We start from the raw sequence: 25,595 nt of genomic DNA on the forward strand, positions 1-25,595 counted from the left end.
TCGCAGCGCAGGTTTGTGTCGTAAAGGGCGCTTTACGGGTTCTTCAGAGGCACTTCCATGTGCCTGTACGGGTCACATCTAATATCTGTCGGCGCGCTTGCCGACACGCAAGTTTTTCATGCACCTTCTGTCTTTTCTTGGCCCATCGCCTTGGCAGCGGCAACTGGCCACGCTGGTGGCGTTCTTGCTCCCGGCCTTGGCGCTGTCGGTGGCCTCTGGCTATTCGTACGGTGCGGTTTTGCTGCTGCTGGGTGCGCTGTTCTCTTTGCCGCGCTGGGCGACCGTGCGGCCAGATCGCGCCACGGTGGTGCTGGCGCTGGCCATGCTGGGCATGGCGCTTCTGTGGTTTGCACTGTCAGATCCGCGTGAGAACTGGGGGCGTTTCGATCGGTCGCTGAAATTCGCCCTTGCCGTGCCTTGCCTGCTGTTCATCGCGGCCTTTCCCCCGCGTGCGCGTGCGTTGTTTTGGGGGCTTTTGATCGGCTGCATTGGCGTGTGCGGCGTGGCTCTGTGGCAGGTGCATGTGGAGGGCGCACCGCGTGCGTCGGGCTTTCCATCAAACCGCACCAACGCCATTCAGTGGGGCAACCTGGTGCTGCTGCTGGGCGCCATGCTCGCGGTGCAGACCATTGCGCTGTATCGGCAACTTTCACGCGCTGTCGTGGCCGTGGCGGTGTTGGCAGTGTTGGCCGCGCTCAATGCCTCGATGTTGTCGCAGTCGCGGGGGGGCTGGCTGGCCTTGCTGCTGGCGATTCCGCTGGTGCTTGTGCTGTTTCAGCGGCTGCGCCCAGGCAGGTTGTTCCGTATTTTGGCGGGCATCCTGGTGGCGCTGACGTTGGTGACAGCGCTGAACTGGGAGATGGTGGAGACACGCTGGCATCTCATGCGCCATGAGGTGCAGGTCTATGGCGCCCAGCGGGAGGCAGACAACTCGGTGGGGCAGCGGCTGGAGCATTGGCGCTATGCCTGGGATGCCGGGCGTGAAAAGCCTTTGACGGGCTGGGGCATGGCGGGCTATTTGCAAGACAAAGCCCGTCGCGTGGCGGCAGGCCAATACCAACCGGCCATCATGGAATACATCTATGCACACAACGAGGTGCTGGATGTTTTTGTGAAAACGGGCCTGGTGGGTGTAGGCATGCTGCTGATCTTTTATGGGGTGCCGATTGCGCTGTTTTGGCCCAGTCGGCGCCGCCTCCAGGCCATGGCAGGCCTGCCAGATCCGTTGAAGGCGCAGATGGTGGCTGTGCGTTTGTCCGGGCTGTGCATTCCTGTGTTGTACATGGGCTTTGGACTCACGCAGGTGTTCTTTGCCCATAACAGCGGGATCATGTTTTATCTGTTCATGAACATGGCTGTTTGGGGCGCACTGCTCGGTCTGCAGCAGCTGCCGAGCGGCGCTGCGCAGTCTGAACGGGCGGTGTCGTGACGCAGCCACGGGGCCAGCGGCCCAAGGTGCTGCATTTTGTGACGGGTGGATTTTCTGGCGCCACCCAGGTGGCGGTGGATTTGGTTCGAGCGCACGGTGTAGCGGGCCGCTTCGATGCCTTGTTGGTGCTGCGCCGCAAGCGAACCACGTTGCCTGAGCGAGTGCGTGCGCTACAGGCGGACGGCTTGCGCGTGGAGCTGGTGCCTGGCTGGTCCCATGCCGCCACGGTGTGGGCGCTGGCCTCTTTGTGCCGAAGATTCCAGCCGGACATCCTGGTCGCGCATGGCTACAGCGAACACCTTTGGGGCCGCTATGCGGGGCTGCTGGCGGGTGTGCGGCACTTGGTGCATGTCGAGCACAACTCCCGCGAGCGCTACAACGCCTGGCGCTTGGTGCAGGCGCGCTGGCTGGCCCGCCGTACCGATGCCATCGTGGGGTGCTCTGAAGGGGTGCGCAGTGCGTTGCTGGGGTATGGATTTCCGCAAGACCGTGTGCATGCCATTCCCAATGGCATCCGCCTGGAGCCTTATGCCAATGCCCCGGCGCATACGTTTGTACAGCGCATTCCCGGCATCGTGATGGCTGCGCGGTTTGCGCGGCAAAAAGACCATGCCACCTTGTTGCAGGCGGTGGCCCTCCTGCGCACCCGTGGGCTGAGGCCGCCAGTGCTGCTGGCCGGGGGGGGCAAGGCCAGTGCGCGGCGTGCCGCCGAGCGCCTGGCCCAAACGCTGGGGCTGGCAGACCAGGTGACCTTCCTCGGGCATTGCAACGACGTACCGGGGTTGCTCAAGGGGCACCAAATCTGCGTGCTGTCCACCCACTACGAAGGCATGCCGCTGTCGCTGATTGAAGGCATGGCCGCTGGCTGTGCGGTGGTCGGCAGCCAGGTGGTTGGTGTGCAGGAGGTCGTCGACAGCGGGCGCACCGGACTGCTGGTGGAACACGCCAACCCACAGGCCCTGGCAGACGCACTCGCCACGCTGTTGAACCAACCTCAGGACGCTGCACGCATGGCTGCCGCCGCGCACGCGGAGGTACTACAGCGCTACGGATTGAACACGATGACCGAGCGGTACGAGGCTCTTTTAGGTAGTTTGCTGGAGAAATCCTTACCATGACCATAGCCCCGATGGCACCGTGGCTGAGCGTGCTGATCCCCGTATACAACGTGCGCGATTACCTGGCCGAGTGCGTTGCATCGGTTCTGGCGCAAGCACCAGACGACGGCAGTGTGGAAGTCTTGTTGCTGGACGACTGCTCCACCGACGGGTCCTCCGAGACCATTGACCAACTACGGGCGCGCTGGCCAGGCCGCTTGCGTCTCTTGCTGCACGACCGCAATAGAGGTCTGAGTGCCGCGCGCAACACCATGTTGGGTGAAGCCCAAGGCGAGTACATCTGGTTTCTGGATTCTGATGACAAGTTACTGCCCGGCGCCATCCCAGCTTTGCACCAGATTGTGCAGGCGCACGGCCCCGATGCGGTGCTGTGCGACTTTCAAGTCTGGCGCGAGAAGCCTCGCCTCAAACATCGGTTGCGTGGCGAGGCGCACCGCCACACTTTCGACGGACCGTCACATGTACTTCAGTATGGCCCCACAGGCCTGCTGCGTGGCCTCTTGGCCACAGGGCAGCTGCATGCGTGGTCGAAAATCACCCGCCGAGCACTGTGGGTGGATGGCGTTCGATTCCCCGAGGGCAGCTATTTTGAAGACATGGCAACCATGCCCTTGGCCTTGATCCGTGCCAACAGCTACTACTACATGCCGCAGCCCTGGGTCGCCTACCGCCAACGAGGCGGTAGTATTTTGGCAACGATGACGCTAGCCAAAGCCTTTGACCAATCGGCGGCCCTACTCACGTTGCACCAGGCGCTCGCAGGGCGTTCAGAACTGGCCGACGCTGGGCTGCAATTTGCCATGGCCCACCAATGCGCGCGCAATCTGCACGGAGCCATGCGTTTTGTTCAAAAAGCCGAGGCATCCAGTGCGGAGCTAGATGTTGCAGCACAACGCCTGCGTGCGGACTTCGCTTCGGCCTCTCCACTTGCTGCTGGTGCGTTACTACGGGCCTACGTGCAACGTGGTTGGTGGTTTCGTTGGCTTAAATTCCGCCGGGCCTATGCCCACCGATCTGTATGAGTTCTGCAACCAGCGCTGTGCATTCCCTTTCCCTAAAGACCCGCGGCGAGCTCTGGCTCGCGCGTGGCCTACACTTGTTCTACTCCCTTTGGCCACGCCGACTCGAAGACTGCACTGCGCCCGCATTCGTGCTGCACGACATTCCAGCTGCCCAGGGCATTTCGCTACTAGCTCCCTTGGCCGAGCCCCCCGTGCCCATTCCGCCCATTGTCTGGGCCTACTGGAACGGTGCCGCGCCACCTGCGTTGATTCAGCGTTGCTTCGACAACTGGCAGCGCACCAACCAAGGGTTCAGTCTTCGCATACTCAATGAAACCAGCGTGTTGGACTACATCCCAGAAATTCCTGCTGCGCTCGATAGTGCATCGCATGCGAAACGCGCCGACTGGATTCGTCTGGAATTGCTGCGCCGTTACGGAGGCATCTGGGTGGATGCCAGCAGCATCCTCACACGCTCCCTGGACTGGGTGTTGACGCAGTACATACGCACACCCGCTGAATTCATGGGCTTTTACCTGGAGCGCCATACCCGTGATGCTGCTTACCCGGTGGTGGAAAACTGGTTCATGGCAGCCCCGCCCGGCAGCAGACTGATCGTAGACTGGCAACATGAGTTCACCACCGAGGTCATCCACCGCAGCGGTCAAGAGTACATCGACCATTTGAAAGACAAGGGAGTATTTGAAACTGTGCGCCAGCACATCGACTCGCCTGACTACCTCAGCATGCACTTGGCACTGCAATACATCTTGCACAGCCGTGGTGGCTATCGGTTGGCCCTTGCTCGTGCAGAGGATGGGCCTTTTCGCCTGCATGTGCTGGGTCGCTGGGGACGCACGCCGCTTAAGTTGCGCTTGCTGTTTTCCCGAGTCACCGGCGATCTGCCCCCTCTGATCAAATTACGTGCGCCTGATCGCAAGCGCCTGGATCATTACCTGGATCGTGGTCTGTACGTTCGCGGCAGTGTCGCTGCGCGTTACTTGGTGGGCGAGTGAGCGCAAAGCAATTGCGGCACATCTGCATCAGAGCGAGAGCCAGCGAGCCCGCCTCTACAGATTGCTTTGGCTGCAACCGAGGCTGCAGCCAGCCGCCACTCTCGGGCCAGCAACGCCATCAGCCGCGCCGCTGGCACTGGCCTGGCAGCCCCCACCCCTTGCCCTGCCCACAGCGATAGGTGGCTGGTGCGCCCCTGCGCGGCCGCCGCGCGGCGCAGTGCGCCTGTCAGTGCGTTTTGCACGGGGTAGGCGGGCACGCGGTCTTCCTCGGCGGCGAGAGACTCCATCATCGCGTTGACAATGCCGCGCGCCGGGCGGCCCGAGAAAACGCGCGTGAGCCGCGTGTCGGTGTCTTGGGCCAGGGCCAGGGCCTGCCGGTACGCGGGACCGATGCCGGATTCAGGGCATGCCAGAAAGGCCGTGCCCATCTGCGCGGCCTGCGCGCCCAGCGCCTGCGCAGCAGCAATGCCCCGGCCGTCCATGATGCCGCCCGCGGCAATGACCGGGATGTCCACGGCATCCACGCACTGCGGCACCAGCGCCAGGGTGCCTACCTGGCTTGCCGTGAAATCACCCAGGAACGTGCCCCGGTGGCCCCCGGCTTCGGTGCCGCTGGCACACACTGCATCGGCCCCCACACCGGCCCAGGCGCGTGCCTCGGCCACGGTGGTGGCAGTGCCCACCACCAGGCAGCCGGCCACATGCAGGCGGGCCACCTGGGCGGCGTCCAGAATGCCGAAGGTGAAGCTTGCCACCGCCGGGCGCAGGGCCACCAGCACCTCGAACTGGGCGGCAAAGTCCTCGCACCATTGCGCGGGGCGCTGGGGCTGCAGGCCCAGCTCGGCGTACAGCGGCGCCAGGCGTTCCATCGCCGCTTGCACAGTGGCTTCGTCGGGGTTGGGCGTGGCTTGCACAAACAGGTTCATGCCAAAGGGCCGGTCGGTTTGCTGGCGCACTGCGGCAGCGGCTTCGGCCATGGCGGCGGGCGAGCGCATGCCGCAGCCCAGCATGCCCAGGCCGCCCGCTGACGAGACCGCTGCGGCCAGCGCGGGCGTGTCAGAACCTGTCATGGGGCCCTGGATGATGGGCAATGCAATGCCAAGGCGCTGGAGAAGTGAAGAATTCATGGGCAGGCTCTTTCGAAGGGCGGGCGGGGTCAGGGCGATGAAATCCAGGCGGCCGTTGGCTGCTGTGTGCCTTGCAATGAGGCCAGCAGCGCATCCAGCGCGGGCGACTGGTAGCCGCGCCGGCGCACCAGCACCGTGTCGCAGGTCTGCAGGGGTACCAGGCGCAGGGCCGGGGGTTCGCGCATCAAGTCCCATACAGCCTGGGGAACCACACCCGCGCAGCGCCCCGCCGCCACGCAGGCGATGATGGCGTGGTACGACGCCAGTTCCAGCACCAGGGGTGGCGTGCCGCGCGCGCTGAGCATCCATGCCTCGCCAATGTGGCGGTAGGTACAGCCGCGTGTGAAGGCGGCCAGTGTGTGCAGTTGCAAATCGGCGGGGCTTTGCACCGGTGGGTGGTGTGCGGGCAGGGCCAGCAGCAGCGATTCTTGAAACACCGTGGTGCGTTCCACCGGCGTATCGGTTTCCAGCCCAGGTGGTGGCCAGGCGACCAGGGCGGCATCGAGCGTGTGGGCGGCGACTTGCTCCACCAGTTGTCGGGAGGGTCCGGTGGACAAGTCCAGCACCACGTCGGGCCACCGGGCATGCAGTTGCGCCAGCGGCTGGGGCAGGCGCGCTGCGGCCGTGCTTTCCATGGCGCCCAGGCGCAGGCGCCCACCCGGCTGCTGCGGGCGCACGGCCTGGCGGGCCTCTTCGGCCAGGGCCAGCAGGCGGTCGGCGTAGCCGCGCAGGGATTCGCCAGCCGGTGTGAGCACCATGCGCCGCCCCTGGCGCAAGAACAGCGGCGTGCCCAACTGCTCTTCCAGCTGCTGAATCCGCGTGGTCACGTTGGACTGCACGCGGCCCAATTGCTCTGCCGCGCGGGTCACGCTGCCTTCGGCCGCCACGGCCTTGAAGATTTCGAGTGCGGTGAAATCCATCCAAACGTTCTTTTTAAAAGATGGTTTTCTAAAAATATATCTCTTTGGAGAATAATAAGCGAGACATCCCGCATTCCCTCTGCCTTCGTGGAGCTCTTTTTCATGCCGAACCCCTCCCCGCCTCCGGCCCCGCGCGCCCTGTCTGACCGCCCCTACGTGGTCGCCCTGGCGGGCATGGCCGCGTTGGCGGCGGCCATGGGTATTGGCCGGTTTGCCTTCACGCCGCTGCTGCCCATGATGCTGAGCGATGGCGTGATCACCTTGGTGGACGGCAGCTGGCTGGCCACGGCCAACTATGTGGGCTACCTGCTAGGGGCTCTGGCGTGCATGGCGCTGCCCTGGGTGGCGCCGAAAGCACGCCAGCGCTGGCACCCGGCACGCCTGGCCCGCTGGGGGCTGGCGGCCACGGTGCTGCTCACGCTGGCCATGGCGTTGCCCTTGCCATGGGCCTGGGCGGCATTGCGGTTCGGTGCCGGGGTGGCCAGTGCGGTGGTGCTGCTCAATATTGCAGCCTGGTGCATGTTGCGCCTGGTGGCGCTGGGGCAGCCCGCGCTGGGCGGGCTGATTTTCAGCGGGCCGGGCCTGGGCATTGCGCTCACGGGCTTGTCGGCCAGCGCCATGGTGGCGTGGCATTGGCCCGCTGCGGCGGGCTGGGCGGTGTTTGGCCTGCTGTGTGTGGGGCTGTGTGCACTGGTGTGGCCTGTGGTGCGTGGTCTGCCGCAGGCGGGCGCTGCAGCCAGCTCAGCGCCTGTGGCCAACCCTCCCGGCCTGGGGCCCGCAGCGCGCGGCGCGCTCACGCTGGCCTATGGTTTGGCGGGGCTGGGCTACATCGTCACCGCCACGTTTTTGCCGGTGATTGCGCGCGCGGCCTTGCCTGCTGGCTCGGTGTGGCCCGATTTGTTCTGGCCTCTGTTTGGCATGGGCGTGGCCATGGGGGCCGCCCTGTCCACGCGCGCGCCGGTGGCGTGGGACCGGCGTTGGCTGCTGCTGGTGGCTTATCTGCTGCAGGCCGCTGCGATTGGTCTGAGCCTGGTGTGGCCCGGCGTGGGCGGGTTTGCGCTGGGCAGCTGGTTGCTGGGCCTGCCATTCACCGCCATCACGTTCTTTGGCCTGCAAGAGGCGCGCCGGGTGTGGCCTTCGGCAGGGGACAGCTTCACCGGGCTGCTCACCGCCGCTTACGGTCTGGGCCAGATCATAGGCCCGCCCATGGTGGCCTGGACGCTGCACCGCGCCGCCACGCCCAGCCAGGGCTTTACCCAGGGGCTGGTGGCGGCTGCGGCGGCCCTGGTGCTGGGAGCGGCGCTGTACGCGGTGATGGTGTGGCGCTGGCCGTTGCGGGCCCGCTGAGTTCGCGCGGCGTGCTTTATTTCGTGAGCGCCAGCGGCAGGCGCAGCACAAAACAGGCACCGCCACCGGCATGGTCTTCGCAGTGCACGCTGCCGTTGTGCCGCCCGGCGATGGATCGCACCAGCGCCAGCCCCAGGCCCACGCCGCCCGAGCGCTCGCTGGCGCCGGGCAACCGGTAAAAGGGCTCAAAGATGCGTTCGCGCTGGTCCAGCGGCACGCCCGGACCGCGGTCGCACACGCGCACTTCAGCCAGGGCGCCGCTGCGCAGCACCTGCACGGTGATTTTGCCCGTGCTGTAGCGGCGCGCGTTTTCCAGCAGGTTGCGAATGGCGCGGCGCAGCAGTTTGGAGATGCCGCGCACTTCCAGCCCTTCTGGCACGGCGCTCACGTCCAGGTCCGCGTCCACGCGGGCGCATTCTTCGGCGGCCAGGCCGATCAGATCCACGTCTTCCACGGTGCCTACGTCGGCCTCGCGGGCGTCCAGGCGGCTGGCCAGCAGGATTTCATCCACCAGCTGGTCCAGCTCGGCAATGTTGCGCAGGATTTCAGCGCGGAAGGTGGGCGAGGGCGTCTGCCCCCCCATCAGCTCCAGCCCCATGCGGATGCGGGTGAGCGGCGAACGCAGCTCGTGCGAGGCATTGGCCAGCAGGGACTTGTGTGACTTCACCAGCGTTTCGATCCGCTCGGCCGACGCGTTGAACTGCCGGGCCAGGTCGGCCACTTCGTCCTGCCCGGTGTCGGGCACGCGCACCGACAGGTCGCCGTCTCCAAACTTCTTCACGCTGCGCTGCAGCGCTTCCAGCCGCAGCGTCAGCCGCCGGATGACCGGGTACACGCCCAGGGCGACAGCCACGCCCATGATGCCCAGCATCCACACAAAGCCAAAGGGCGGGCGCAGCCAGAAGGCCACCGTGCGGTCGGGCCCGCCACCGGGAGGGCCTCCGGGCGGCTGTATGCCGTGGCCCCGGCGCTCGCCGCGGCGCTCTTCCCGACGGTCTTCGCGCGGCGGCTTGGGCCCCAGCTCCATGGTGTACTTTTCGCCCGTGTCGGTCTGGATGCGAAAGTTGATGCCTTCGCCCGGTGGCCCCGGTTCGCGCAGCGCATAGCCGCGCACCACTGCCTGGCCGTCGGGGCCGCGCAGCACCATCTCGCGCCCGGGCGCGGTGGGCTGGTTCAGGCTGTTTTCCTCCACCGCCACACGCCAGGCCCAGCCCACGGCCAGCGTCAGCACCGCCATGCCGACCACCACGGTCAGCCAGATGCGCAGGGACAGGCGCCGGGCGAAGGGGTTGGAGAGTTTCACGGCTCAGTCTTGCTGTTTGGCAAACACATAGCCCACACCGCGCACGGTGAGGATGCGGCGCGGGTTTTTTGCATCTGCCTCGATGGCGGCGCGAATGCGGCCCATGTGCACGTCGATGGAGCGGTCAAACGCATCCAGCTCACGGCCGCGCACCGCCTCCATGATCTGGTCGCGCGTCAGCACGCGGCCCGCGCGCTCGGCCAGCGTGACCAGCAGGTCGAACTGGTACGAGGTGAGGTCGGCTACCTGCCCGCCCACGGTGACGGTGCGGGCGTCGCGGTCGATCTCCAGCGAGCCAAAGCGCAGCGCCTGCGTGGCGGCCGGGGTGCCGCCATCCGTGCGCCGGCGCAGGATGGCGCGGATGCGCGCCAGCAGCTCGCGCGGCTCAAATGGCTTGGGCAGGTAGTCGTCAGCGCCCAGCTCCAGGCCGATGATGCGGTCCATGGGGTCGCCCTTGGCGGTGAGCATCAGCACCGGCACCTGGGCGGCGGGGCCTTGCAGCGAGCGGATGCGGCGGCACACCTCCAGGCCGTCCATGTCGGGCAGCATCAGGTCCAGGATGACCAGGTCGGGCAGGGGGCCAGCCTCGGGGCCCTGCAACTGGGCGAGGCCGCTTTTGCCATCGGCCCGATGGGTCACGTGCAGGCCCGACTGGCCCAGGTATTCACCCACCATCTCTGCGAGGCGGGTGTCGTCTTCGATCATCAGCAGTTGCGAGCTCATGGTGTGGTGTCTAGTGGGTGCGGTGGGGTGCCAGTTCGCCCGATCGTGCCTTGGGGGCGTGCAGTGCGCTTGTCGCTTGTGTAAAGCTGCCGTAAAAGCCGGGCTCTGGTGTTGCAGTAATTGCTATACAAAAAATAGCTGCTTGCGCTTTTGTATCAAGCGCTAGAGGCTGTTTTGACTCTGGACGCCAGCCACACCAGCAGCAGCACCGGCAGGCCCAGCAAGGCGGTGGATGTGAAGAACTGCGCGTAGCCAAAGGCATTCACGTAGTCGCCCGAAAAACCGGCCACAAACTTGGGCAGCAGCAGCATCATGGAGCTGAACAGCGCGTACTGCGTGGCCGAATAGCTCACGTTCGTCAGGCTGGAAAGGTAAGCAATGAACGCGGCCGATGCCACGCCCCCGGCCAGGTTGTCGGCCGACACCACGGCAATCAGCGCCGTCACGTCGTGCCCGTGCCCGGCCAGCCAGGCAAACAGCAGGTTGCTGCCCGCACTCAGCAGCGCGCCCAGCATCAGAATGCGCATCACGCCAAAGCGCATCGACAGCACCCCGCCCACAAACGCGCCCAGCAGTGTCATCACCACGCCGTAGATCTTGGTGACCGTGGCGACTTCGGCCTTGGTGTAGCCCATGTCCACATAAAACGGGTTGGCCATGATGCCCATCACCACATCGCTGATGCGGTACACGGCAATCAGCGCCAGGATGAGCGCCGCGTGCCAGCCGTAGCGGCGCAGAAAGTCGGCAAACGGCTCCACCACCGCACCTTGCAGCCACACGGCCAGGTTCTTGGCCGGGGGCAGTTGCACCTGGGCGGGCTCGTTCGAGAACAGTACCGTCACCATGCCCACCACCATCGAAACCGCCATCACCAGGTAGGCCATCATCCAGGCGGCATTCTGGTAGCTGGCGGCCTGGCCCAGTGCGGGCAGCACTTCCGAGCGGTCGGCAATCCACAGCACCCCGGCACCCGCCCAGATCATGGCCAGCCGGTAACCCGTCTGGTACGACGCGGCCAGCGCTGCCTGGTGATTCGCGTCGGCCGATTCAATGCGAAATGCATCGAGCGCAATGTCTTGCGTGGCCGAGCCAAAGGCCACCGCCAGCGCGCACCACACGATGGGGCCCAGCGCGTCGCGCGGGTCGCTCACGGCCATGCCCACCAGCCCGGCCACCACCAGGCACTGCGACAGCAGCAGCCAGCTGCGCCGCCGCCCCAGCCAGCGCGTGAGCAGAGGAATCGGCAGCCGGTCCACCAACGGCGCCCACACCCACTTGAAGCCATATGCCAGGCCCACCCAGCTCAGGTAGCCAATGGTGCTGCGGTCAATGCCCGCCTCGCGCAGCCGAAAGCTCAGCGTGCCCAGCACCAGCAACAGCGGCAGCCCGGCCGAGAACCCCAGCGCCAGCATGCGCAGGCTGGCAGGCTCCAGGTACACGCGCAGGGTTTGCAGCCAGCTGGGGCGGGGGGTGACAGGAGGCGGGGTGGAGGCCGAAGGGGAGGCTGGGTGGGACGCGTCTGACATGGTGAATGCGGGTTTTTGTCTATTATTCCTGCATGTGCTTTTTGTGCCCCCCTCCTTCTGTTGCGCCTTCATCGCCATGGTCCGCGCGCCGTGGCTTTTTGCTGGCGGCTGGCAGCGCCGCTGTAGCGCCCGCGCTGGCCCAGGTGGAGGTGGGTTCGGCCTCGCCCCTGCGCAAGCTGGTGCCTGCCGAGACACTGGAGCGCTCGGCCGCTCAGCAATACCAGCAGATGCTGGAGCAGGCCCGCGCCAAGCGCGCCCTGGCGCCGCCCGAACACCCCCAGCTGCAGCGGCTGCACGCCATTGCCAAGCGGCTCATCCCGTTCACCGCCCCCTGGAACGAGCGCGCTGGCCAGTGGCGCTGGGAGGTGAACCTGATTGGTAGCCAGCAGATCAACGCCTTTTGCATGCCCGGCGGCAAGATCGCCTTCTACACCGGCATCCTCGACAAACTGAAGCTCACCGACGACGAAGCCGCCATGATCATGGGCCACGAAATGGCCCACGCCCTGCGCGAGCATGCCCGCGAACGGCTGGCCAAAACGCAGGCCACCAACCTGGGCGTGCGCTTGGGCGCACAGCTGCTGGGTTTGGGCGACCTGGGCAACGCGGCGGCCAGCCTGGGCGCGCAGCTGCTCACGCTCAAGTTCAGCCGATCCGATGAAACCGATGCCGACCTGGTGGGGCTGGAACTGGCTGCACGTGCAGGCTACCTGCCCGATGCTTCGGTGAGCCTGTGGCAGAAGATGGGCAAGGCCTCGGGCAGCCAGCAGGCGGGGCTCGCGTTTTTGTCCACCCACCCCTCGGGGCCCGACCGCATCCGCGAGTTGCAGCAAAACGTGCCCAAGGTGCAGGGCCTGTACCAGGCGGCGCGCAAGGCGGGCTGAGGCGGTTTAGAACAGGTTCTTACTGGTCTTCTGCCAGCGTGATGCGGTTGCGCCCGTTGTCTTTGCTGGCGTACAGCGCCTGATCGGCGCGGGCGGTGGCGGCTTGCAGGTCGTCCAGGCACCGCACGCTGCTCACCCCGAATGACACAGTCACGCGCACCTGGGTGTTGGTGTCACTCACCCTCAGTGTGAACGCCTCCACGGCCTCGCGGATGCGCTCGGCCGCTTCCAGCGCGGCGGTGGGCGAGGTGCGCGGCAACAGTGCCAGAAACTCTTCGCCGCCCCAGCGGGCCAGCAGGTCGCCTGCGCGCATGTTCTGGGTCATGATCTTCGCCGTGGCCTGCAGCACCTGGTCGCCCACGGCGTGCCCGTGCGTGTCGTTCACCTGTTTGAAGTGGTCGATATCGCACAGCAGCAGGGCCACGGGCTCCTGGGCTCGCTCGCACGCTGCCAGCGTGTGCCGGGCCTGGCTCTGGAAATGGCTGCGGTTGTACAGGCCGGTCAGGCCGTCCAGCGTCGCCATCTTGAGTAGCTTGTTTTCGGCAATCACGATGGTGCGCCGGTAATGGCCCGCCAGGGCTGCCGACAACGCAAACGCAATGCAGATGTGGATCCAGTTGACGATCTGCTGGCCCTTGCCAGCCAGTGGGGCCAGCGTGCCCCAGTGATTGCACAGCGCCCACAGCCCCAGGTAGTAGGCCAGCAGCGCCACCACAAACGGCACCGCGTAGCGGCCCGCATTGGCCACCACGATGGCGGGCACAAACAGCAACAGGTAGTAGTGAAAGCCGCTTTCCCAGCCAATCAACAGCGAACCCAAGGCCGTGTGCGCAGCCACTTCCAACCAGATCAGCGCCAGGCCCCAGGCATTTTTGCGGTGCCGGATGAGCGCGTAGGCCGCCAGATACAGCGCAATGCTGCCCACGTTGACCAGCGTGAGCGGCCACGACCCCAGCCACATAAACAGCGCGATGTAGCCCACATCAATGCACGCTGCGGTGAGCACCAGCCGCCGCACCATGGCCCAGTAGGCTTTACCCGCCAGGCTGGAGCCGCGCGGCGTGGCGGGGCTGGACCATGCCAGGTCGGCAGACGGCAGTGCAGCAGAGTTCATGGGATCGGCCCTGTTAGCCCGGCGGGCGTCGGAAATCGTAATTATGCTTACAAATTGATACTTGGGGGTGCTATGCGCTCCAAAGAGTCCTGCGCGCGTTCGGTGCACATGCGGGCAACCCGCCAGGGGCTTGAGTGAACGGCGCAGGTTATTGGAGTTTTGCTATTAAAGTAATAGCTGCTGGCGCTTTCACATCAAGCGCTGGAGGCCATTTTCATTAAAACACCCCAGCCGCTGGCGCAACGCGGGGTGGCCCTTGAAGTGCGTCGCTGCGAATCAGGTATTGCCCACGTAGGGGTTGCTGCGGCGCTCGCGTCCGAAGGTGCTTTCGGGGCCATGGCCCGGAATGAACACGGTCTGGTCGCCCATGGGCCACAGGCGCTGGGTGATGCTGTCGATGAGCTGCTCATGGTTGCCCTGCGGGAAATCGGTGCGCCCAATGCTGCCGGCAAACAGCACATCGCCCACAAAGGCGCGGTCGATCTGCGGCGCATGGAACACCACATGCCCCGGCGTGTGGCCGGGGCAGTGGCGCACATTCAGCGTCTCGTTGCCCACTTGCACCGTGTCGCCATCGTGCAGCCAGCGCGTAGGCGTGAAGTGCTGCGCGGGCGGAAAGCCGAACATCGCGCTTTGCTGCGGCAGCCCGTCAATCCAGAACTGATCGCCCGGGTGCGGCCCCACGATGGGCAACTGCAAGCGCTGGGCCAACTCGCCCGTGCCGCCCGCATGGTCGATATGGGCGTGCGTGAGCCAGATCTGGCCCAGCGTGAGCCCCAGGCGATCCACCTCGCCCAGCAGCACATCGAGGTCGCCCCCCGGGTCAATCACCGCGGCCTGGCGCGTGGCATCGCACCACACGATGGAGGCGTTTTGCTGGAAGGGGGTAACGGGAACGGTGAGGTAATGCAGCATGGTGGTGATTATTGGTGGTTGCCAAGTCTGTGTGTCTCGTTGCCTGAAAACGAGTGCGGGCCCAAAGCCCCTATTTTTAAGCGGGAGTGGGCAGTGCTCTGGAGAATCCGACCATGTCTAAACCTTACCTTTTCCTGGCCGTGGCCATCCTCTGCGAGGTCATCGCCACCAGCGCCATGAAGTCGTCACACGGTTTCACCAGGCTGGTGCCCAGCATCTTCACCGTGCTCATGTATTGCGTGTCTTTCTATGCGCTGTCCCAAACGTTGGCTGTCATCCCCACCGGCATCGCCTACGCGATCTGGTCAGGGGTGGGCATTGTCCTGATCTCACTGGTTGGCTGGATCGTTTTTCAACAAACGCTGGATGCCCCGGCGCTGATCGGCATGGGCTTGATAGGCGCAGGTGTCGTGGTCATCAACGTCTTTTCCAAGGCCACTGCGCACTGAGATTGAGGTGTGGGTTCTCGGCTTCAGGCTGACTGCAGTCAGTCAACTCAAAAGTGGCGCTATCGACCCCTTGCTGCCATGCGACACTCAATGAGCAGCGACTGCTTGTGACCAGATTGAACCCTCCTCAAAACCGGGGCGGTTCAGGATCGGTTGTCGTGGTACCCGGGATGTCTGCTATGTACGGAAAACCGGTAGTTTGGCCACCGCAACTTACTTCCGCAATCGCTGCATGAGCGACCTTCAAGCTGCTTTAACCAATATCGTCTCCGGACCCATCGGAGTCACCCGCCAAATACCACGTCTTTTTGAGAGAGCTGCAACAGGCTGACGCGACCTGGTCGCAGTTGTGACGGCTCTCTTGTCAAATCGCACCGCCATGTCGCGTTGGCGCAGTGGATGTTTTGAATCTGTATTCCTGCAGAGCCGCTGCGTTGGAGCAAAATCACCCGCGATAACCAACCGAGCATGACCCATGATCACAGAAATCGCTGAATTCAAGATCCGCCCCGAGGACCGCACGGCTTTCCTGGAGGCCATCAACCGGGCTGCCGTCGCCTTTCTGGCCAAGTCAGAGGGCTACCTGGGCCACTCGATCTACGCCAGCCAGGAAAGCCCCGGGCGCGTGGTGCTGCAGGTGCGATGGGCATCTTTGGAAGCTCACACCGTGGGGTTTCGCCAGTCGGCGGCGTTTACCCAATGGCGTGAAGTCATCGGCCCATTTTTCCAGTCGCCGCCCAATGTTGAACACTTCGACGATGTGACGGCTCCGTAAGCTGGCCTGTCAATCCCCGTTGTGTGAGTTCTGGCAGCCGCTGGCTTCAGGCTGCAGGGCATGCATGAAAAAAGCCCCTGCCGGTGCACACCGGCAGGGGCTTTGACGTTTGGGCCCTGAACGCGTGGGCGATCAGAGGCTCTTGAGCGGCACGACGTCCTTGCCCTTGAAGGTGTAGACCGTGACCGCCGACGACTTCAGGTCGTGCTTGGCGTCGTACGAGAACTCGCCTGTCACGCCAGCGTACTTGCCGTTGGCGATGGCCTGCACAACCTTCTTGGTGTCGGTCGATTGGGTGGACTCGATGGCGGCAGCCAGCATGTGCATGCCGTCGTAGAAAGCGGCGGCGTAGGTCAGTGGGTCGCGCTTGTACTCGGCGCGGTAGCGCTGTGCAAACTTCTGGCCCTTGTCGCTGCGGTCCAGCATCGAGCCACCCTGCGTGCAGAAGGTGTTCAGGTCACCAGAGATTTGCGACAGGTTGGCTGTTTCGGAAGAGCAGATACCGTCACCGCCCAGCAGTGGGCCGGAGATGCCCAGTGCGCGCATTTGCTTGAGCAGCGGGCCGCCCTGGGGCGAGTAGCCACCGTAGAACACGGCATCGGCCTTGGAGGCGCGGATGTTGGTCAGGATGGAGCTGAAGTCTGTGGCCTTGTCGGTGGTGAATTCAGAGGCCACCACCTTCACGCCCAGGCGCTTGGCTTGTTCGGTGAACTCGCGCGCCACGCCCTGGCCGTAGGCGGTGCGGTCATCGATCACGGCCACGGTTTTGATCTTCAGGTCCTGGGCGGCGTAGGTCGCCATCTTGGTGCCCAGCTGGTTGTCGCTGGCGCCGATGCGGAACAGGTTGTTGTAGCCCATCTCGGTGATCTTGGGGTTCGAGGCCACGGTCAGCACCACGATGTCCGAGTCGTTCAGCACGCGGGCTGCGGGCATGGTCACGCCCGAGTTGTAGGGGCCCATGACGAACTTGACCTTCTTGTCGGACAGCGACTGGGCAATCTGCACGCCTTGCTTGGGGTCTGCGCCGTCGTCGTTGATGTCCAGTTCAAACACCACGGGCTTGCCGCCAATCTTCACGCCCTTGGCGTTGATTTCCTTGATGGCCAGCAGCACGCCGTCGCGGTTGTCCACGCCGTTGGCGGCCTGGGGGCCGGTCACGGGGCTCATGAAGCCGACGCGGATACGTTCTTGCGCCTGGGCCGTCATGGCGGCCAGACCCAATGCCAGTGCGGTCAAGCTGAATGCAATTTTTTTCATGGTGATGTCCTAAAGAATGAGGAGAGATGGGGCACGAAGATCACATGCACCTGGTGCCCCGTCAGGCGTTGGAGTTGGATGGCTGGCGTTAGCGCACAAGAAAGCCGTTTTTCAGCGGGTCTCGGGCGTCCAGCACCCAGTTGCAAAACCCTGCAATGTAGGCGGTGCCAGAGATTTCAGGGATGACCGCAGCAAAGTCACCCACTTGGGTGTCTTGCATCACGCGGCCTTGGAACACGGTTCCGATCACGGATTCATTGACCAGCACATCATCCTTGCCCAGCAGGCCGCGCAGGTAAAGCTGTGCCACGCGCCCGCCCGTGCCCGAGCCGGTGGGGGAACGGTCTACCTCCCGGTCTGCAAACACGCAGCAGTTGGCCTGTGTGGAGCCGGGGTGGCGCGGGGCTCCATCAATGATGGTGCCGTAGATGTGGTTGATTTCCGGGATGTGCGGGTGCACCACCGGAAAGGCAGCATTGGCGGCGGCTTTCACCTCAGCGCCAAACTGCTTCAGGGTGTCGATGGAAGACTCGCGGATTTCGAGGCCATGGGGCTGGGCGCTGGTGTAGAAGTAGAAGGCGCCACCGTAGGCAATGTCACCCGTCACCTCTCCAAAACTGGGCGTGGTGACTGTGACGTCGCGCCGGTAAATGAACGAGGGCACGTTGACGAAGCGCACGCCGTTGGCATGGGCTTCATCCCACTGCACAAAGGCTTCGATGAAGCCGCAGGGCGCATCGATGCCCACCCGTGTCTCGGGCTCGGTGCGTTGCACCCAGCCCAGCTCGACCGCCGCGGTGGCCAGGGCGATCACGCCATGCCCGCAGTGGTCGCTGTATCCCTCGTTGTGCAAGAAGATGACGCCAAAGTCTGCTGTGGGGGAGACGGGTGGCGTGAGGTAACCGCCGTACATGTCGGCGTGCCCACGGGGCTCGAACATCAGCGCCTGGCGAATGTCATCGGCATGCTCCAGCAGCCATGCGCGGCGCTCCACGATAGAGTGGCCGGGCAGCTTGGGCAGGCCCGAGGTGACGATGCGAAACGGCTCTCCGCCGGTGTGCACTTCCACAGTGCTGATGGTGCGTGTGATCTGCATGGTGAGTGTCGGGTAAGGCCGCAGTGATGTCAGGCGATGCCCAGTGACGCCAGGGCCACGCGCGCGGCGGCCAAGTCCCATGCGGCGGTGCCTACGCTCTTGAAGACAAACGCCTGCGAGCGGTCGGGCTCTTCGCGCACCAGTTGCGCCAGGGCGTGCACGCGGCTCCACTCCACTCCTGCGCGCAGCAAGTCGCCAGCCTCGTGGCGTGCGCCAGCCGGGTCGTCGGCGTACAGCATGCTGCCGTCCAGCGTGGTTTTGCCGATCTCGGCCATTTCGGGTTTGAAAGCACCTACGCCCACCACGACCCGGCCGGCCTGTGGCGGCTCGTCGTACACCGGTTCAGTGGCTGTGGTCAGGGTGATGACGGCATCAACGCCTTCAGGGATTCCTGCAGTACAAGCCCGTACCGTGCCGGGCTCTGCAAACTCGGCGCACAGCGCCTGAGCGGTGGCGACTTGGCGGCTACGGACCCACACGGCGCAGTCGGGGTACAGGTCTTGCAGGGCTTGAATGTGGTGCCTGGCTTGCACGCCAGTGCCGATGAGCAGAACCTGCCGGGGTGCGTGGCCCAGCAGCCGATGGATAGCGACCATCGATACGGCCGCAGTGCGTCGCCCGGTGACCACGGGGCCGTCCAGCTGGCACAGCGGTTGGCCGGTGGCGGCTGCGCACACGGTCACGATGCCGTGGATGGTGGGCAGCTTCAATGCAGCGTTACCAGGGTGCACATTGACCAGCTTGTGGATGCCAATGTCGTGCGAGGTGGCTGGCATGCTCAGCATCACCCCGCCTTGGCCCATGGGCACCACCATGCGCTCGGGGCTCAGGATCTTGCCTTCGCGGTACTCCACGGCCGCAGTTTCAATCGCCTTCGTCAGCGCAGCAAAGGGCAGTGCCCGTGCGGTGGCCTCTGCATCGCACACGGGCAGACGGTGGCTGGGCGAAGCCGTGGAAGTCGAGGCGGTCATGGGTGGATCCGATCTTGGAGGGCGGCGGCAGCGTGAAGTCGTGCCGCAGTGAAGCGGCGCAGGGGCGCTTCAGTGAATCGTTGGCAAATTGGTTTTTTAGCACCCACTTGGGTCAGGTCAGCGTTTTACGGCTTGCTGCGCGTCAAAGTGGGTCAATTGCGGCAGGTTGTGGCGAAGTTCGCTTGAATTTTGGGCAAATTGTCGTGATTCGGTGATGAAGCAATCCCTAGGGTTAGTCCCTAAATTAGCGGATTTTTCGCCACAGTGATGGCGCTACTGCAGAAAATACATTGGTCTGAATGGTGACTTCTTTCTACAATTTTTCGAAGCAGATCGGAAAAACTGGTAATGAATATTGACCATTCAGCGGATGAATTTCGACCCAGGCAGATTTACGAGCAGGTGGCCGAGCGCATACGCAGTTCGATCCTGAGCGGGGCTTTCCCGGCAGGATCGCGGCTTCCGTCCGAGCGGGAACTGGCACAACGGCTGGGTGTGAGCCGCCCTGCGGTGCGGGAAGCCATTGGGGCGCTGCAAAACCTGGGTTTGGTGGTTACCCGTCATGGCTCGGGCACCTATGTCACGACCCAGGGTGGGTGGGCGAGCGACACGCAGACCCCAGGCGGGCCGTCAGACTTCAGCCCGCTGAGCATTCTGGAAGTGCGTTTGCTCTTCGAACCCGCCTTGGCGCGGCGTGCAGCCCGCGGCGGAAAGCGGGATGCAGCCGCCGAGGAATATCTGCGGCGCATGTCAGAGGTGCGGGACCTGAGCGACCCGCAGCAGCAAGCCTTTTGGTCGGAGTGCGACCGGCTGTTTCACCGGCAGATTGCCCTGATGGGTGGTGACGCCCTGTGGGTCAGAATGGCCGACGAAATCGCCCGCAGCATGGATCAGCCCCTGTGGCGCAGGCTGTGCGGCGACGGCATTTGCGACCCCGAGCGCATCCCTCTGTATGTGGCCGAGCACCGGCTGATCTATGAAGCCATCGTCACCGGCGACGAGGACGCCGCCGCTTTTCTGGTGGAGCGCCATCTGCAGCGTGTGCGCAAGGACATCTCCACGCGCGAATAGGCCGCGTCAGAGGTTGCTGGCTGCCAGCACCTCGGACATGTCGGTCAAGCCGTGCAGCACTTTTTCAATGCCGTCCTGGCGCAGGGTGAGCATGCCGGCCGCCAAGGCGGTCTGCCGAATTTCTGCGGCCGAGGCGCGGCGACGTATGTGCTGGCGGATGGCTTCGTCACTGAGCATCAATTCATGGATGCCCATGCGCCCGCGGTAGCCGTGGCCCTCGCACTCCTGGCAACCCACGCGGCGCCAGAGCTGCAATTCGCCAGAACCCGCACCGTAGTTCTTGCGCCAGCGCTGAACCAGCGCCGCACGGCCTTCGGGGCTGTTGCCCGAGCCGCTGGGCAGGTACTGCGATGCCATGTCCAGCAGCGTTTCGTCGTCTGCCACCACGGGTTCGCGGCAAGCCTTGCACAGGCGCCGCACCAGGCGCTGCGCAAGGATGGCGAGCAGTGAATCCGAGAAGTTGAACGGGTCCAGGCCGATCTCCAGCAGCCGTGCAATGCTCTCGGGTGCCGAATTGGTGTGCAGGGTGGAGAGCACCAGATGCCCTGTGAGCGATGCTTCAATGGCGATGCGCGAGGTTTCCTCGTCGCGCATTTCGCCGATCATGATGACGTCTGGGTCCGCGCGTAAAAACGTGCGCATGGCGGCCGCAAAGGTCCAGCCGATGCGCGGGTTGACCTGCACCTGGCGCAGACCACTCTGGGTGATTTCGATCGGGTCCTCGGCCGTCCAGATCTTGCGGCCAGCGGTGTTGATGTCGCTGATGACCGAGTGCAGCGTGGTGGTCTTGCCGCAGCCCGTAGGCCCCACCACCAGCACCAGGCCGTAAGGCTTGCGCACCATGTCACGCATGGCCTTCAGGTTGGCCGGTGTGAGCCCGATGGCATCCAGCGGCAAGGGCTTGGCGCCTGCCAGCAGCCGCAGCACCACATCCTCCAGACCGCGCGAAGTGGGCACCGTGACGACCCGCAGCTCTACTGGTGGGCCACCGAAGCGAGAGAAATCGATCTTGCCATCCTGGGGCTTGCGGTGCTCCGAGATGTCCATGTTGGCCATGATCTTGATGCGTGCCACCAAGGCATAGCGAAAGCGCGCGGGCAATTCCAGGTGGGGCACCAAATCACCATCAATGCGCAAGCGAATGCGCACATTCAGGGGCGCGGGCTCGGTTTCGATGTGGATGTCGGAGGCACGGTGGGCAATGGCTTCGTTGATGACCGAGTTGATCAGCCGCACCAGCGTGTTGTCCGACTCACTCACCACATCGGTATCAGCCGTCTGGCTGTCTGGGGCCGAGTCGTTCAGGTCCTGCGCCAGTTCTTGCGATGTGGCGCGTGCGGTGGGCGGTGGGCGCACGCCGTCTTTGGTTCCACCAGCGACGATTTTTCCCCGTGGTGCATCAGAGGCATCGCCCGGGTGAACGCTGTAGGCCTTGGCGATGGCAGGAGCCAGGGTACCCGGCGCAGCTTTGATGGGAATCAGCCGCCGTTGGGTCAGAAAGCGCAGCTCGCTGAGCAGCATCCGGTCGTACGGGTCGGCCATGAGCAGCGCCAAGGATTCGTCGCGCACCAGCAGGGGCAGCACCGATTCGCGCTCGGCCACGGGGCGGGGCACCAAGGCCAGGGCGTCAGGCTCTGGCTGCAGGCGGGTGGGGTCGACCATGTACTCGCCCAACCAGGTGGAAATCACTTGCCGCAATTGGTCCTGGCTCAGGTCATGCTGCTCCACCAGGATCTGGCCAATCGGGCGTGCGTTCCCTTTGTCCCGTTCCTCTTGCTGGGTCTGCAAGCTGCTGGCCAGCGCGGCCGGCGTGATCAGCCCGGCGTGCAGCAGCGCCTCCCCCAAATGGCGGGCCTTGCCAATGGCCGGGTGCGGCGTAGAAAGCAGCATCCACAAAGCATCCGTGCTTTGCGGCTGGATGCATTGAAGCAGGGAGGGCTCGGTGTCTTTGGGGTAGGGCATGGCAGGGGGTCAGAGCGCGAACTCGTATTCCACCGTGATGGGCGCGTGGTCTGAAAACTTCTCGCCCTTGTAAATGGACTCTGTGCGCGCCAGTGCCGCCATGGCGGGTGTGGCCAAGTGGTAATCCAGCCGCCAACCCACGTTGTTGGCATACGCCTGGCCCCGGTTGCTCCACCATGTGTAGGCCGTGTCGGTGGTTGCAGGTTGTAACTGACGGTAAACGTCCACCAACCCGCCGCCTTCGCCACTTGTGTCTAACAGTTTTGTCATCCAGGCACGCTCTTCTGGCAGGAAACCGCTGTTTTTCTGGTTGCTGCGCCAGTTCTTCAGGTCGATGTTCTGGTGGGCAATGTTCACGTCGCCGCACAAGATGAACTCTCGCTGTGCCTTCAGTTGCAGCAGATGGGGGTAGAACTCGGCCAGGAAGCGGAACTTGGCCTGCTGGCGTTCCTCGCCGGAGGAGCCGCTGGGGAAATAGGCGCTCACGATCGACATCTTTCTCGATGGCGTGTCAAAGCGCAGCTCTACATACCGGCCTTCGGCGTCAAATTCGGGCGAGTTGTAGCCCACCACCACCTCCGATGGTTCGTGGCGCGTGTAGATGCCCACGCCCGAATACCCCTTCTTCTGCGCAAAATGAAAGTGGCCCTTCAGCCCTGCCAGCACTTCGAAACGGCTGGCAATATCTGCCGCCTGGGCTTTGACCTCCTGCACACAAATACAATCCGGCCGCGTGGTGGCGATCCAGCTCTCCACGCCTTTGCTGGTGGCGGACCGAATGCCATTGAGGTTGAGGCTGGTTAATTTGAACAAGGAATTTCCCATGGTGGATGTTGGCGTGCAGGCCCCGAACGACGGCGTTTTGGCGCAGGATTTCGTACGTTTCGCCGTTGAATCGGGCGTTTTGCGGTTCGGGGAGTTCAAGACCAAAGCAGGTCGGATGAGCCCGTATTTCTTCAATGCGGGCCTGTTTGACGACGGAGCCAAGCTGGGCCGTCTCGCAGAATTCTATGCAAAAGCCCTGCTGGCCAGTGGTATCGAATTCGACATGATTTTTGGCCCCGCCTACAAGGGGATTCCGCTGGCCGCCACGGTGGCTGTGGAGCTGGCCCGCCTGGGGCGCAATGTGCCCTTTGCCTACAACCGAAAGGAAGCCAAGGACCACGGCGAAGGCGGCACGCTGGTGGGCGCGCCCCTCAAGGGCCGGGTGTTGATCGTTGACGATGTGATGTCGGCAGGCACTGCCGCGCGGGAGTCCATCGCCCTGATCAAGGCCGCCGGGGCCACACCGCACGCCGTGGCCATTGCGCTGGATCGCCAGGAGAAAGCCACCGAGAATGGCGTGGACGTGGAGCACAGCGCGGTGCAGTACGTGCGCAACCAGCTGGGCATGCAGGTGTGTGCCATTGCAAAGCTGGCAGATTTATTGCTTTATCTCTCCCAAAACGGGGGGGCGGAGATGCGCGTCCATCACGAGCGGGTCTTTGCATATCGCCAAAAATATGGCGTGACTGAAGGATAAGGAACTTGAAACAATGGGCTGCAAGTGCAGGGGGCGTAGCGCTGTGGGCAGGGCTTACTGCGTTTGCCTTTGCACAGGCGCCTGCCGCAGGGCAGGGTATCTACACCTGCGTTGACAAGCATGGGCGCCGCATCACTGCGGACCGGCCCATCCAGGAGTGTCTCGACCGCGAACAGCGGGAGTTGAGTCCTTCGGGGATCACCCGTCGCCAGATTGGTCCTTCACTGTCCGACACCGAGCGTGCGGCCCTCGAAGCCCAGCAGCGCAAAGAGGCTGAAGAGCGCGTGCGGGCCATTGAAGAAAAGCGCCGCGAGCGTGCGCTGGTGGCACGCTATCCCGACAAGGCCACCCACGACATCGAGCGCAATGCCGCCTTGCTGATCGTGGACGAGGTGACCGCCACTGCCGAGAAGCGCATTGTTGAGCTGCGGGAGCAGCGCAAGAAGCTGGACGTGGAGATGGAGTTCTATAAAAAGGATCCCAACAAGGCGCCCATGTCCTTGCGTCGCCAGATCGGTGAGAACGAAGACGGCGTTGCCGAGCTGCAGCGCTTCATCGCCGGCCAGGAACAGGAAAAGCGCAAGGTGCACCAGAAGTTCGATACCGAACTGGCCAAGCTCAAAGTGCTGTGGGAAATCCACAAACCCGTCACCCTGCCCGCAGCCTCTGGCGTGCAATCTGGCGCGGCTTCCACCGTTCGCTGATTGCGCACAGCCCAACAAAAAGCCCCTCTGGGATGAGACCCGAGGGGCTTTTTCAATGGTGCGGCGAGGCTGGGGCTCGGGTGCGCCCCAACCCTATGCACGGCACTCAGGCAGTCAGCTTGGCCCGCAGCAAATCGTTGACCTGCTGAGGGTTCGCCTTGCCCTTGCTGGCCTTCATGATCTGGCCCACCAGTGCGTTGAATGCCTTGTCCTTGCCTGCGCGGAACTGGGCCACGTTGTCGGCGTTGGCGGCAATCACCTCGTCGATGATCTTCTCCAGCGCGCCGGAGTCGTTCATCTGCTTGAGGCCCTTGGATTCAATGATGGCGTCGACATCGGCAGATTCGCCCGTCCACAGCGCGTCAAACACCTGCTTGGCGGCGTTGTTGGAAATGGTGCCGTCGGCAATGCGCGCAATCATGGCGGCGAGCTGAGCGGCAGTCACTGGCGCTGACTCAATGCTGGTTTCGCCCGCATTCAAGCGGCGAGATAGCTCACCCATGATCCAGTTGCTGGCCAGCTTGGCCTGGCCGCAGGCCTTGGCTGTGGCTTCAAAGTAGGCGGCCATGGCTTTGCTCTGCGTGAGCGTGGTCGCGTCGTACTCGGGCAGGCCGTAGTCGGCCACAAACCGGGCCGCCATGGTGCGGGGCAGCTCGGCCATCTGGGCGCGCTGCTCGTCGATCCAGGCTTGCGAGATCTGCAGTGGTGGCAGGTCTGGGTCGGGGAAGTAGCGGTAATCGGCCGCATCTTCCTTGGTGCGCATGGCGCGGGTTTCGCCCGTGTCGGGGTCGAACAGCACGGTGGCCTGCTGGATGGCGTGGCCGTCTTCGATCTGCTCGATCTGCCAGCGGATTTCGTAGTCAATCGCCTGCTGCATGAACTTGAACGAGTTCAGGTTCTTGATCTCGCGGCGGGTGCCCAGCGGTGCCCCAGGCTTGCGCACCGACACATTGGCATCGCAGCGGAAGCTGCCTTCCTGCATGTTGCCGTCGCAGATGCCGATCCAGGTCACGATCTTGTGCAGCTCTTTGGCGTAGGCCACGGCCTCTTCGCTGCTGCGGATGTCGGGTTCGGTCACGATCTCCAGCAGCGGCGTGCCAGCACGGTTCAGGTCGATGCCGCTTTGGCCAATGAAGTCCTCGTGCAGCGATTTGCCCGCATCTTCTTCCAGGTGGGCGCGCACCAGGCGCACGGTTTTCTTCTCGTCACCCAGGAAGAACGACACTTCGCCGCCTTGCACCACCGGGATTTCAAACTGGCTGATCTGGTAACCCTTGGGCAGGTCGGGATAGAAGTAATTTTTGCGGGCAAAAATGCTTTCTGGCGCAATGTGGGAGCCGAGGGCCAGTCCTAATTTGATAG

Annotated in this window: 24 protein-coding genes; 11 read left to right on the forward strand and 13 right to left on the reverse strand. The window is 64.0% G+C overall.

Annotation, left to right across the window (positions count from 1 at the left end; all coding sequences use genetic code 11):
• Positions 1-118: 118 nt before the first annotated feature.
• The 4 genes from AADJ04_RS04510 to AADJ04_RS04525 are packed head-to-tail and all read left to right on the forward strand — an operon-like array spanning position 119 to position 4,564.
• Positions 119-1,429 (forward strand): O-antigen ligase family protein, encoded by a 1,311-nt coding sequence (locus AADJ04_RS04510; RefSeq protein ID WP_066692192.1) that lies wholly within the window; start codon positions 119-121, stop codon positions 1,427-1,429.
• Positions 1,426-2,547 carry a glycosyltransferase gene (locus AADJ04_RS04515; RefSeq protein WP_341238895.1) on the forward strand — a complete coding sequence of 374 codons (1,122 nt, stop codon included), beginning with the start codon at positions 1,426-1,428 and terminating at the stop codon, positions 2,545-2,547. Before AADJ04_RS04510 ends, AADJ04_RS04515 begins: the two co-directional genes overlap by 4 nt.
• Before the next feature lie 11 nt (positions 2,548-2,558).
• On the forward strand, positions 2,559-3,569 hold the full coding sequence (locus AADJ04_RS04520; protein ID WP_156451334.1) for a glycosyltransferase family 2 protein: 1,011 nt from the start codon (positions 2,559-2,561) through the stop codon (positions 3,567-3,569).
• Entirely contained in the window at positions 3,566-4,564 is a 999-nt protein-coding gene (locus AADJ04_RS04525; protein ID WP_066693038.1) for a capsular polysaccharide synthesis protein, read from the forward strand. Before AADJ04_RS04520 ends, AADJ04_RS04525 begins: the two co-directional genes overlap by 4 nt.
• Here the strand turns inward: AADJ04_RS04525 and AADJ04_RS04530 are convergent.
• Both AADJ04_RS04530 and AADJ04_RS04535 read right to left on the reverse strand, forming a co-directional pair.
• Positions 4,546-5,691 (reverse strand): nitronate monooxygenase, encoded by a 1,146-nt coding sequence (locus AADJ04_RS04530; protein ID WP_082758678.1) that lies wholly within the window; start codon positions 5,689-5,691, stop codon positions 4,546-4,548. The two genes, AADJ04_RS04525 and AADJ04_RS04530, sit on opposite strands and share 19 nt — an antisense overlap.
• Positions 5,692-5,720: 29 nt before the next feature.
• A complete protein-coding gene (locus tag AADJ04_RS04535) occupies positions 5,721-6,611 on the reverse strand; it encodes a LysR family transcriptional regulator (protein WP_273623940.1) in 891 nt (296 codons plus the stop codon).
• A gap of 102 nt (positions 6,612-6,713) precedes the next feature.
• On the opposite strand from AADJ04_RS04535, the gene AADJ04_RS04540 reads away from it, so the two are divergent.
• Entirely contained in the window at positions 6,714-7,958 is a 1,245-nt protein-coding gene (locus AADJ04_RS04540) for a YbfB/YjiJ family MFS transporter (protein ID WP_341238896.1), read from the forward strand.
• Between the two features lie 16 nt (positions 7,959-7,974).
• Here AADJ04_RS04540 and AADJ04_RS04545 read toward each other — a convergent pair whose 3' ends face one another.
• The 3 genes from AADJ04_RS04545 to AADJ04_RS04555 form a co-directional block, all read right to left on the reverse strand.
• On the reverse strand, positions 7,975-9,261 hold the full coding sequence (locus tag AADJ04_RS04545; protein WP_341238897.1) for an ATP-binding protein: 1,287 nt from the start codon (positions 9,259-9,261) through the stop codon (positions 7,975-7,977).
• A 3-nt stretch (positions 9,262-9,264) separates the two neighbouring features.
• Positions 9,265-9,984: a response regulator transcription factor gene (locus AADJ04_RS04550; RefSeq protein WP_341238898.1), complete on the reverse strand. Its 720-nt coding sequence runs from the start codon at positions 9,982-9,984 to the stop codon at positions 9,265-9,267.
• A 155-nt stretch (positions 9,985-10,139) separates the two neighbouring features.
• Entirely contained in the window at positions 10,140-11,513 is a 1,374-nt protein-coding gene (locus AADJ04_RS04555) for an AmpG family muropeptide MFS transporter (protein WP_341238899.1), read from the reverse strand.
• A gap of 32 nt (positions 11,514-11,545) precedes the next feature.
• On the opposite strand from AADJ04_RS04555, the gene AADJ04_RS04560 reads away from it, so the two are divergent.
• Positions 11,546-12,397, forward strand: coding sequence for a M48 family metallopeptidase (locus AADJ04_RS04560; protein WP_341238900.1), 852 nt, complete (start codon positions 11,546-11,548; stop codon positions 12,395-12,397).
• A gap of 19 nt (positions 12,398-12,416) precedes the next feature.
• On the opposite strand, the gene AADJ04_RS04565 is transcribed toward AADJ04_RS04560, so the two are convergent.
• Entirely contained in the window at positions 12,417-13,511 is a 1,095-nt protein-coding gene (locus AADJ04_RS04565; RefSeq protein WP_341238901.1) for a GGDEF domain-containing protein, read from the reverse strand.
• A gap of 276 nt (positions 13,512-13,787) precedes the next feature.
• The gene (locus AADJ04_RS04570; RefSeq protein WP_066698166.1) at positions 13,788-14,426 is read right to left on the reverse strand and encodes an MBL fold metallo-hydrolase; all 639 of its coding nucleotides are present in this window, start codon (positions 14,424-14,426) and stop codon (positions 13,788-13,790) included.
• Between the two features lie 113 nt (positions 14,427-14,539).
• Between AADJ04_RS04570 and AADJ04_RS04575 the strand changes: the two genes are divergently transcribed.
• Together AADJ04_RS04575 and AADJ04_RS04580 are read left to right on the forward strand one after the other, a co-directional pair.
• Complete coding sequence (locus AADJ04_RS04575; protein WP_066698164.1) at positions 14,540-14,875, forward strand: SMR family transporter; 336 nt, start codon at positions 14,540-14,542, stop codon at positions 14,873-14,875.
• 475 nt (positions 14,876-15,350) lie between these two features.
• Positions 15,351-15,650 (forward strand): antibiotic biosynthesis monooxygenase family protein, encoded by a 300-nt coding sequence (locus tag AADJ04_RS04580; RefSeq protein ID WP_066698139.1) that lies wholly within the window; start codon positions 15,351-15,353, stop codon positions 15,648-15,650.
• 132 nt (positions 15,651-15,782) lie between these two features.
• On the opposite strand, the gene AADJ04_RS04585 is transcribed toward AADJ04_RS04580, so the two are convergent.
• The 3 genes from AADJ04_RS04585 to lhpI all read right to left on the reverse strand — a co-directional run bounded on the left by AADJ04_RS04585 (position 15,783) and on the right by lhpI (position 18,974).
• Positions 15,783-16,907: a branched-chain amino acid ABC transporter substrate-binding protein gene (locus AADJ04_RS04585; RefSeq protein WP_341238902.1), complete on the reverse strand. Its 1,125-nt coding sequence runs from the start codon at positions 16,905-16,907 to the stop codon at positions 15,783-15,785.
• Positions 16,908-16,995: 88 nt separating this feature from the next.
• Positions 16,996-18,003 carry a trans-3-hydroxy-L-proline dehydratase gene (lhpH, locus tag AADJ04_RS04590; protein ID WP_341238903.1) on the reverse strand — a complete coding sequence of 336 codons (1,008 nt, stop codon included), beginning with the start codon at positions 18,001-18,003 and terminating at the stop codon, positions 16,996-16,998.
• 29 nt (positions 18,004-18,032) lie between these two features.
• Positions 18,033-18,974: a bifunctional Delta(1)-pyrroline-2-carboxylate/Delta(1)-piperideine-2-carboxylate reductase gene (gene lhpI / locus AADJ04_RS04595; protein ID WP_066698133.1), complete on the reverse strand. Its 942-nt coding sequence runs from the start codon at positions 18,972-18,974 to the stop codon at positions 18,033-18,035.
• 348 nt (positions 18,975-19,322) lie between these two features.
• Between lhpI and AADJ04_RS04600 the strand changes: the two genes are divergently transcribed.
• Positions 19,323-20,045, forward strand: a complete 723-nt coding sequence (locus tag AADJ04_RS04600) for a FadR/GntR family transcriptional regulator (RefSeq protein WP_341238904.1) — start codon at positions 19,323-19,325, stop codon at positions 20,043-20,045.
• Positions 20,046-20,051: 6 nt separating this feature from the next.
• Here AADJ04_RS04600 and AADJ04_RS04605 read toward each other — a convergent pair whose 3' ends face one another.
• Both AADJ04_RS04605 and AADJ04_RS04610 read right to left on the reverse strand, forming a co-directional pair.
• On the reverse strand, positions 20,052-22,007 hold the full coding sequence (locus tag AADJ04_RS04605; protein ID WP_341238905.1) for a GspE/PulE family protein: 1,956 nt from the start codon (positions 22,005-22,007) through the stop codon (positions 20,052-20,054).
• A 9-nt stretch (positions 22,008-22,016) separates the two neighbouring features.
• Positions 22,017-22,820, reverse strand: coding sequence for an exodeoxyribonuclease III (locus AADJ04_RS04610; protein ID WP_044395333.1), 804 nt, complete (start codon positions 22,818-22,820; stop codon positions 22,017-22,019).
• Between the two features lie 10 nt (positions 22,821-22,830).
• Here AADJ04_RS04610 and pyrE point away from each other — a divergent pair, with 10 nt between their 5' ends.
• On the forward strand, positions 22,831-23,529 hold the full coding sequence (gene pyrE / locus AADJ04_RS04615; RefSeq protein ID WP_341238906.1) for an orotate phosphoribosyltransferase: 699 nt from the start codon (positions 22,831-22,833) through the stop codon (positions 23,527-23,529).
• Between the two features lie 41 nt (positions 23,530-23,570).
• Positions 23,571-24,233 (forward strand): DUF4124 domain-containing protein, encoded by a 663-nt coding sequence (locus AADJ04_RS04620; protein ID WP_341238909.1) that lies wholly within the window; start codon positions 23,571-23,573, stop codon positions 24,231-24,233.
• 106 nt (positions 24,234-24,339) lie between these two features.
• Here the strand turns inward: AADJ04_RS04620 and gatB are convergent.
• Positions 24,340-25,595 (reverse strand): Asp-tRNA(Asn)/Glu-tRNA(Gln) amidotransferase subunit GatB (gatB, locus tag AADJ04_RS04625; RefSeq protein WP_341238907.1); only part of this gene is annotated, 1,256 nt, incomplete at its 5' end.

The organism is uncultured Acidovorax sp., from assembly GCF_964021665.1.
Classification (GTDB): domain Bacteria; phylum Pseudomonadota; class Gammaproteobacteria; order Burkholderiales; family Burkholderiaceae_C; genus Acidovorax; species Acidovorax temperans.

Excerpts from the sequence above, each read along its gene's own strand:
- AADJ04_RS04565 (WP_341238901.1), bottom strand. The coding sequence starts at position 13,511 with ATGAACTCTGCTGCACTGCCGTCTGCCGACCTGGCATGGTCCAGCCCC.
- lhpH (WP_341238903.1), bottom strand. The coding sequence starts at position 18,003 with ATGCAGATCACACGCACCATCAGCACTGTGGAAGTGCACACCGGCGGA.
- AADJ04_RS04560 (WP_341238900.1), top strand. The coding sequence starts at position 11,546 with ATGTGCTTTTTGTGCCCCCCTCCTTCTGTTGCGCCTTCATCGCCATGG.
- AADJ04_RS04525 (WP_066693038.1), top strand. The coding sequence starts at position 3,566 with ATGAGTTCTGCAACCAGCGCTGTGCATTCCCTTTCCCTAAAGACCCGC.
- AADJ04_RS04510 (WP_066692192.1), top strand. The coding sequence starts at position 119 with ATGCACCTTCTGTCTTTTCTTGGCCCATCGCCTTGGCAGCGGCAACTG.
- pyrE (WP_341238906.1), top strand. The coding sequence starts at position 22,831 with ATGGTGGATGTTGGCGTGCAGGCCCCGAACGACGGCGTTTTGGCGCAG.
- AADJ04_RS04520 (WP_156451334.1), top strand. The coding sequence starts at position 2,559 with ATGGCACCGTGGCTGAGCGTGCTGATCCCCGTATACAACGTGCGCGAT.
- lhpI (WP_066698133.1), bottom strand. The coding sequence starts at position 18,974 with ATGACCGCCTCGACTTCCACGGCTTCGCCCAGCCACCGTCTGCCCGTG.
- AADJ04_RS04550 (WP_341238898.1), bottom strand. The coding sequence starts at position 9,984 with ATGAGCTCGCAACTGCTGATGATCGAAGACGACACCCGCCTCGCAGAG.
- AADJ04_RS04555 (WP_341238899.1), bottom strand. The coding sequence starts at position 11,513 with ATGTCAGACGCGTCCCACCCAGCCTCCCCTTCGGCCTCCACCCCGCCT.
- AADJ04_RS04540 (WP_341238896.1), top strand. The coding sequence starts at position 6,714 with ATGCCGAACCCCTCCCCGCCTCCGGCCCCGCGCGCCCTGTCTGACCGC.
- AADJ04_RS04600 (WP_341238904.1), top strand. The coding sequence starts at position 19,323 with ATGAATATTGACCATTCAGCGGATGAATTTCGACCCAGGCAGATTTAC.
- AADJ04_RS04530 (WP_082758678.1), bottom strand. The coding sequence starts at position 5,691 with ATGAATTCTTCACTTCTCCAGCGCCTTGGCATTGCATTGCCCATCATC.
- AADJ04_RS04535 (WP_273623940.1), bottom strand. The coding sequence starts at position 6,611 with ATGGATTTCACCGCACTCGAAATCTTCAAGGCCGTGGCGGCCGAAGGC.
- AADJ04_RS04570 (WP_066698166.1), bottom strand. The coding sequence starts at position 14,426 with ATGCTGCATTACCTCACCGTTCCCGTTACCCCCTTCCAGCAAAACGCC.
- AADJ04_RS04580 (WP_066698139.1), top strand. The coding sequence starts at position 15,351 with ATGATCACAGAAATCGCTGAATTCAAGATCCGCCCCGAGGACCGCACG.
- AADJ04_RS04575 (WP_066698164.1), top strand. The coding sequence starts at position 14,540 with ATGTCTAAACCTTACCTTTTCCTGGCCGTGGCCATCCTCTGCGAGGTC.
- AADJ04_RS04585 (WP_341238902.1), bottom strand. The coding sequence starts at position 16,907 with ATGAAAAAAATTGCATTCAGCTTGACCGCACTGGCATTGGGTCTGGCC.
- AADJ04_RS04605 (WP_341238905.1), bottom strand. The coding sequence starts at position 22,007 with ATGCCCTACCCCAAAGACACCGAGCCCTCCCTGCTTCAATGCATCCAG.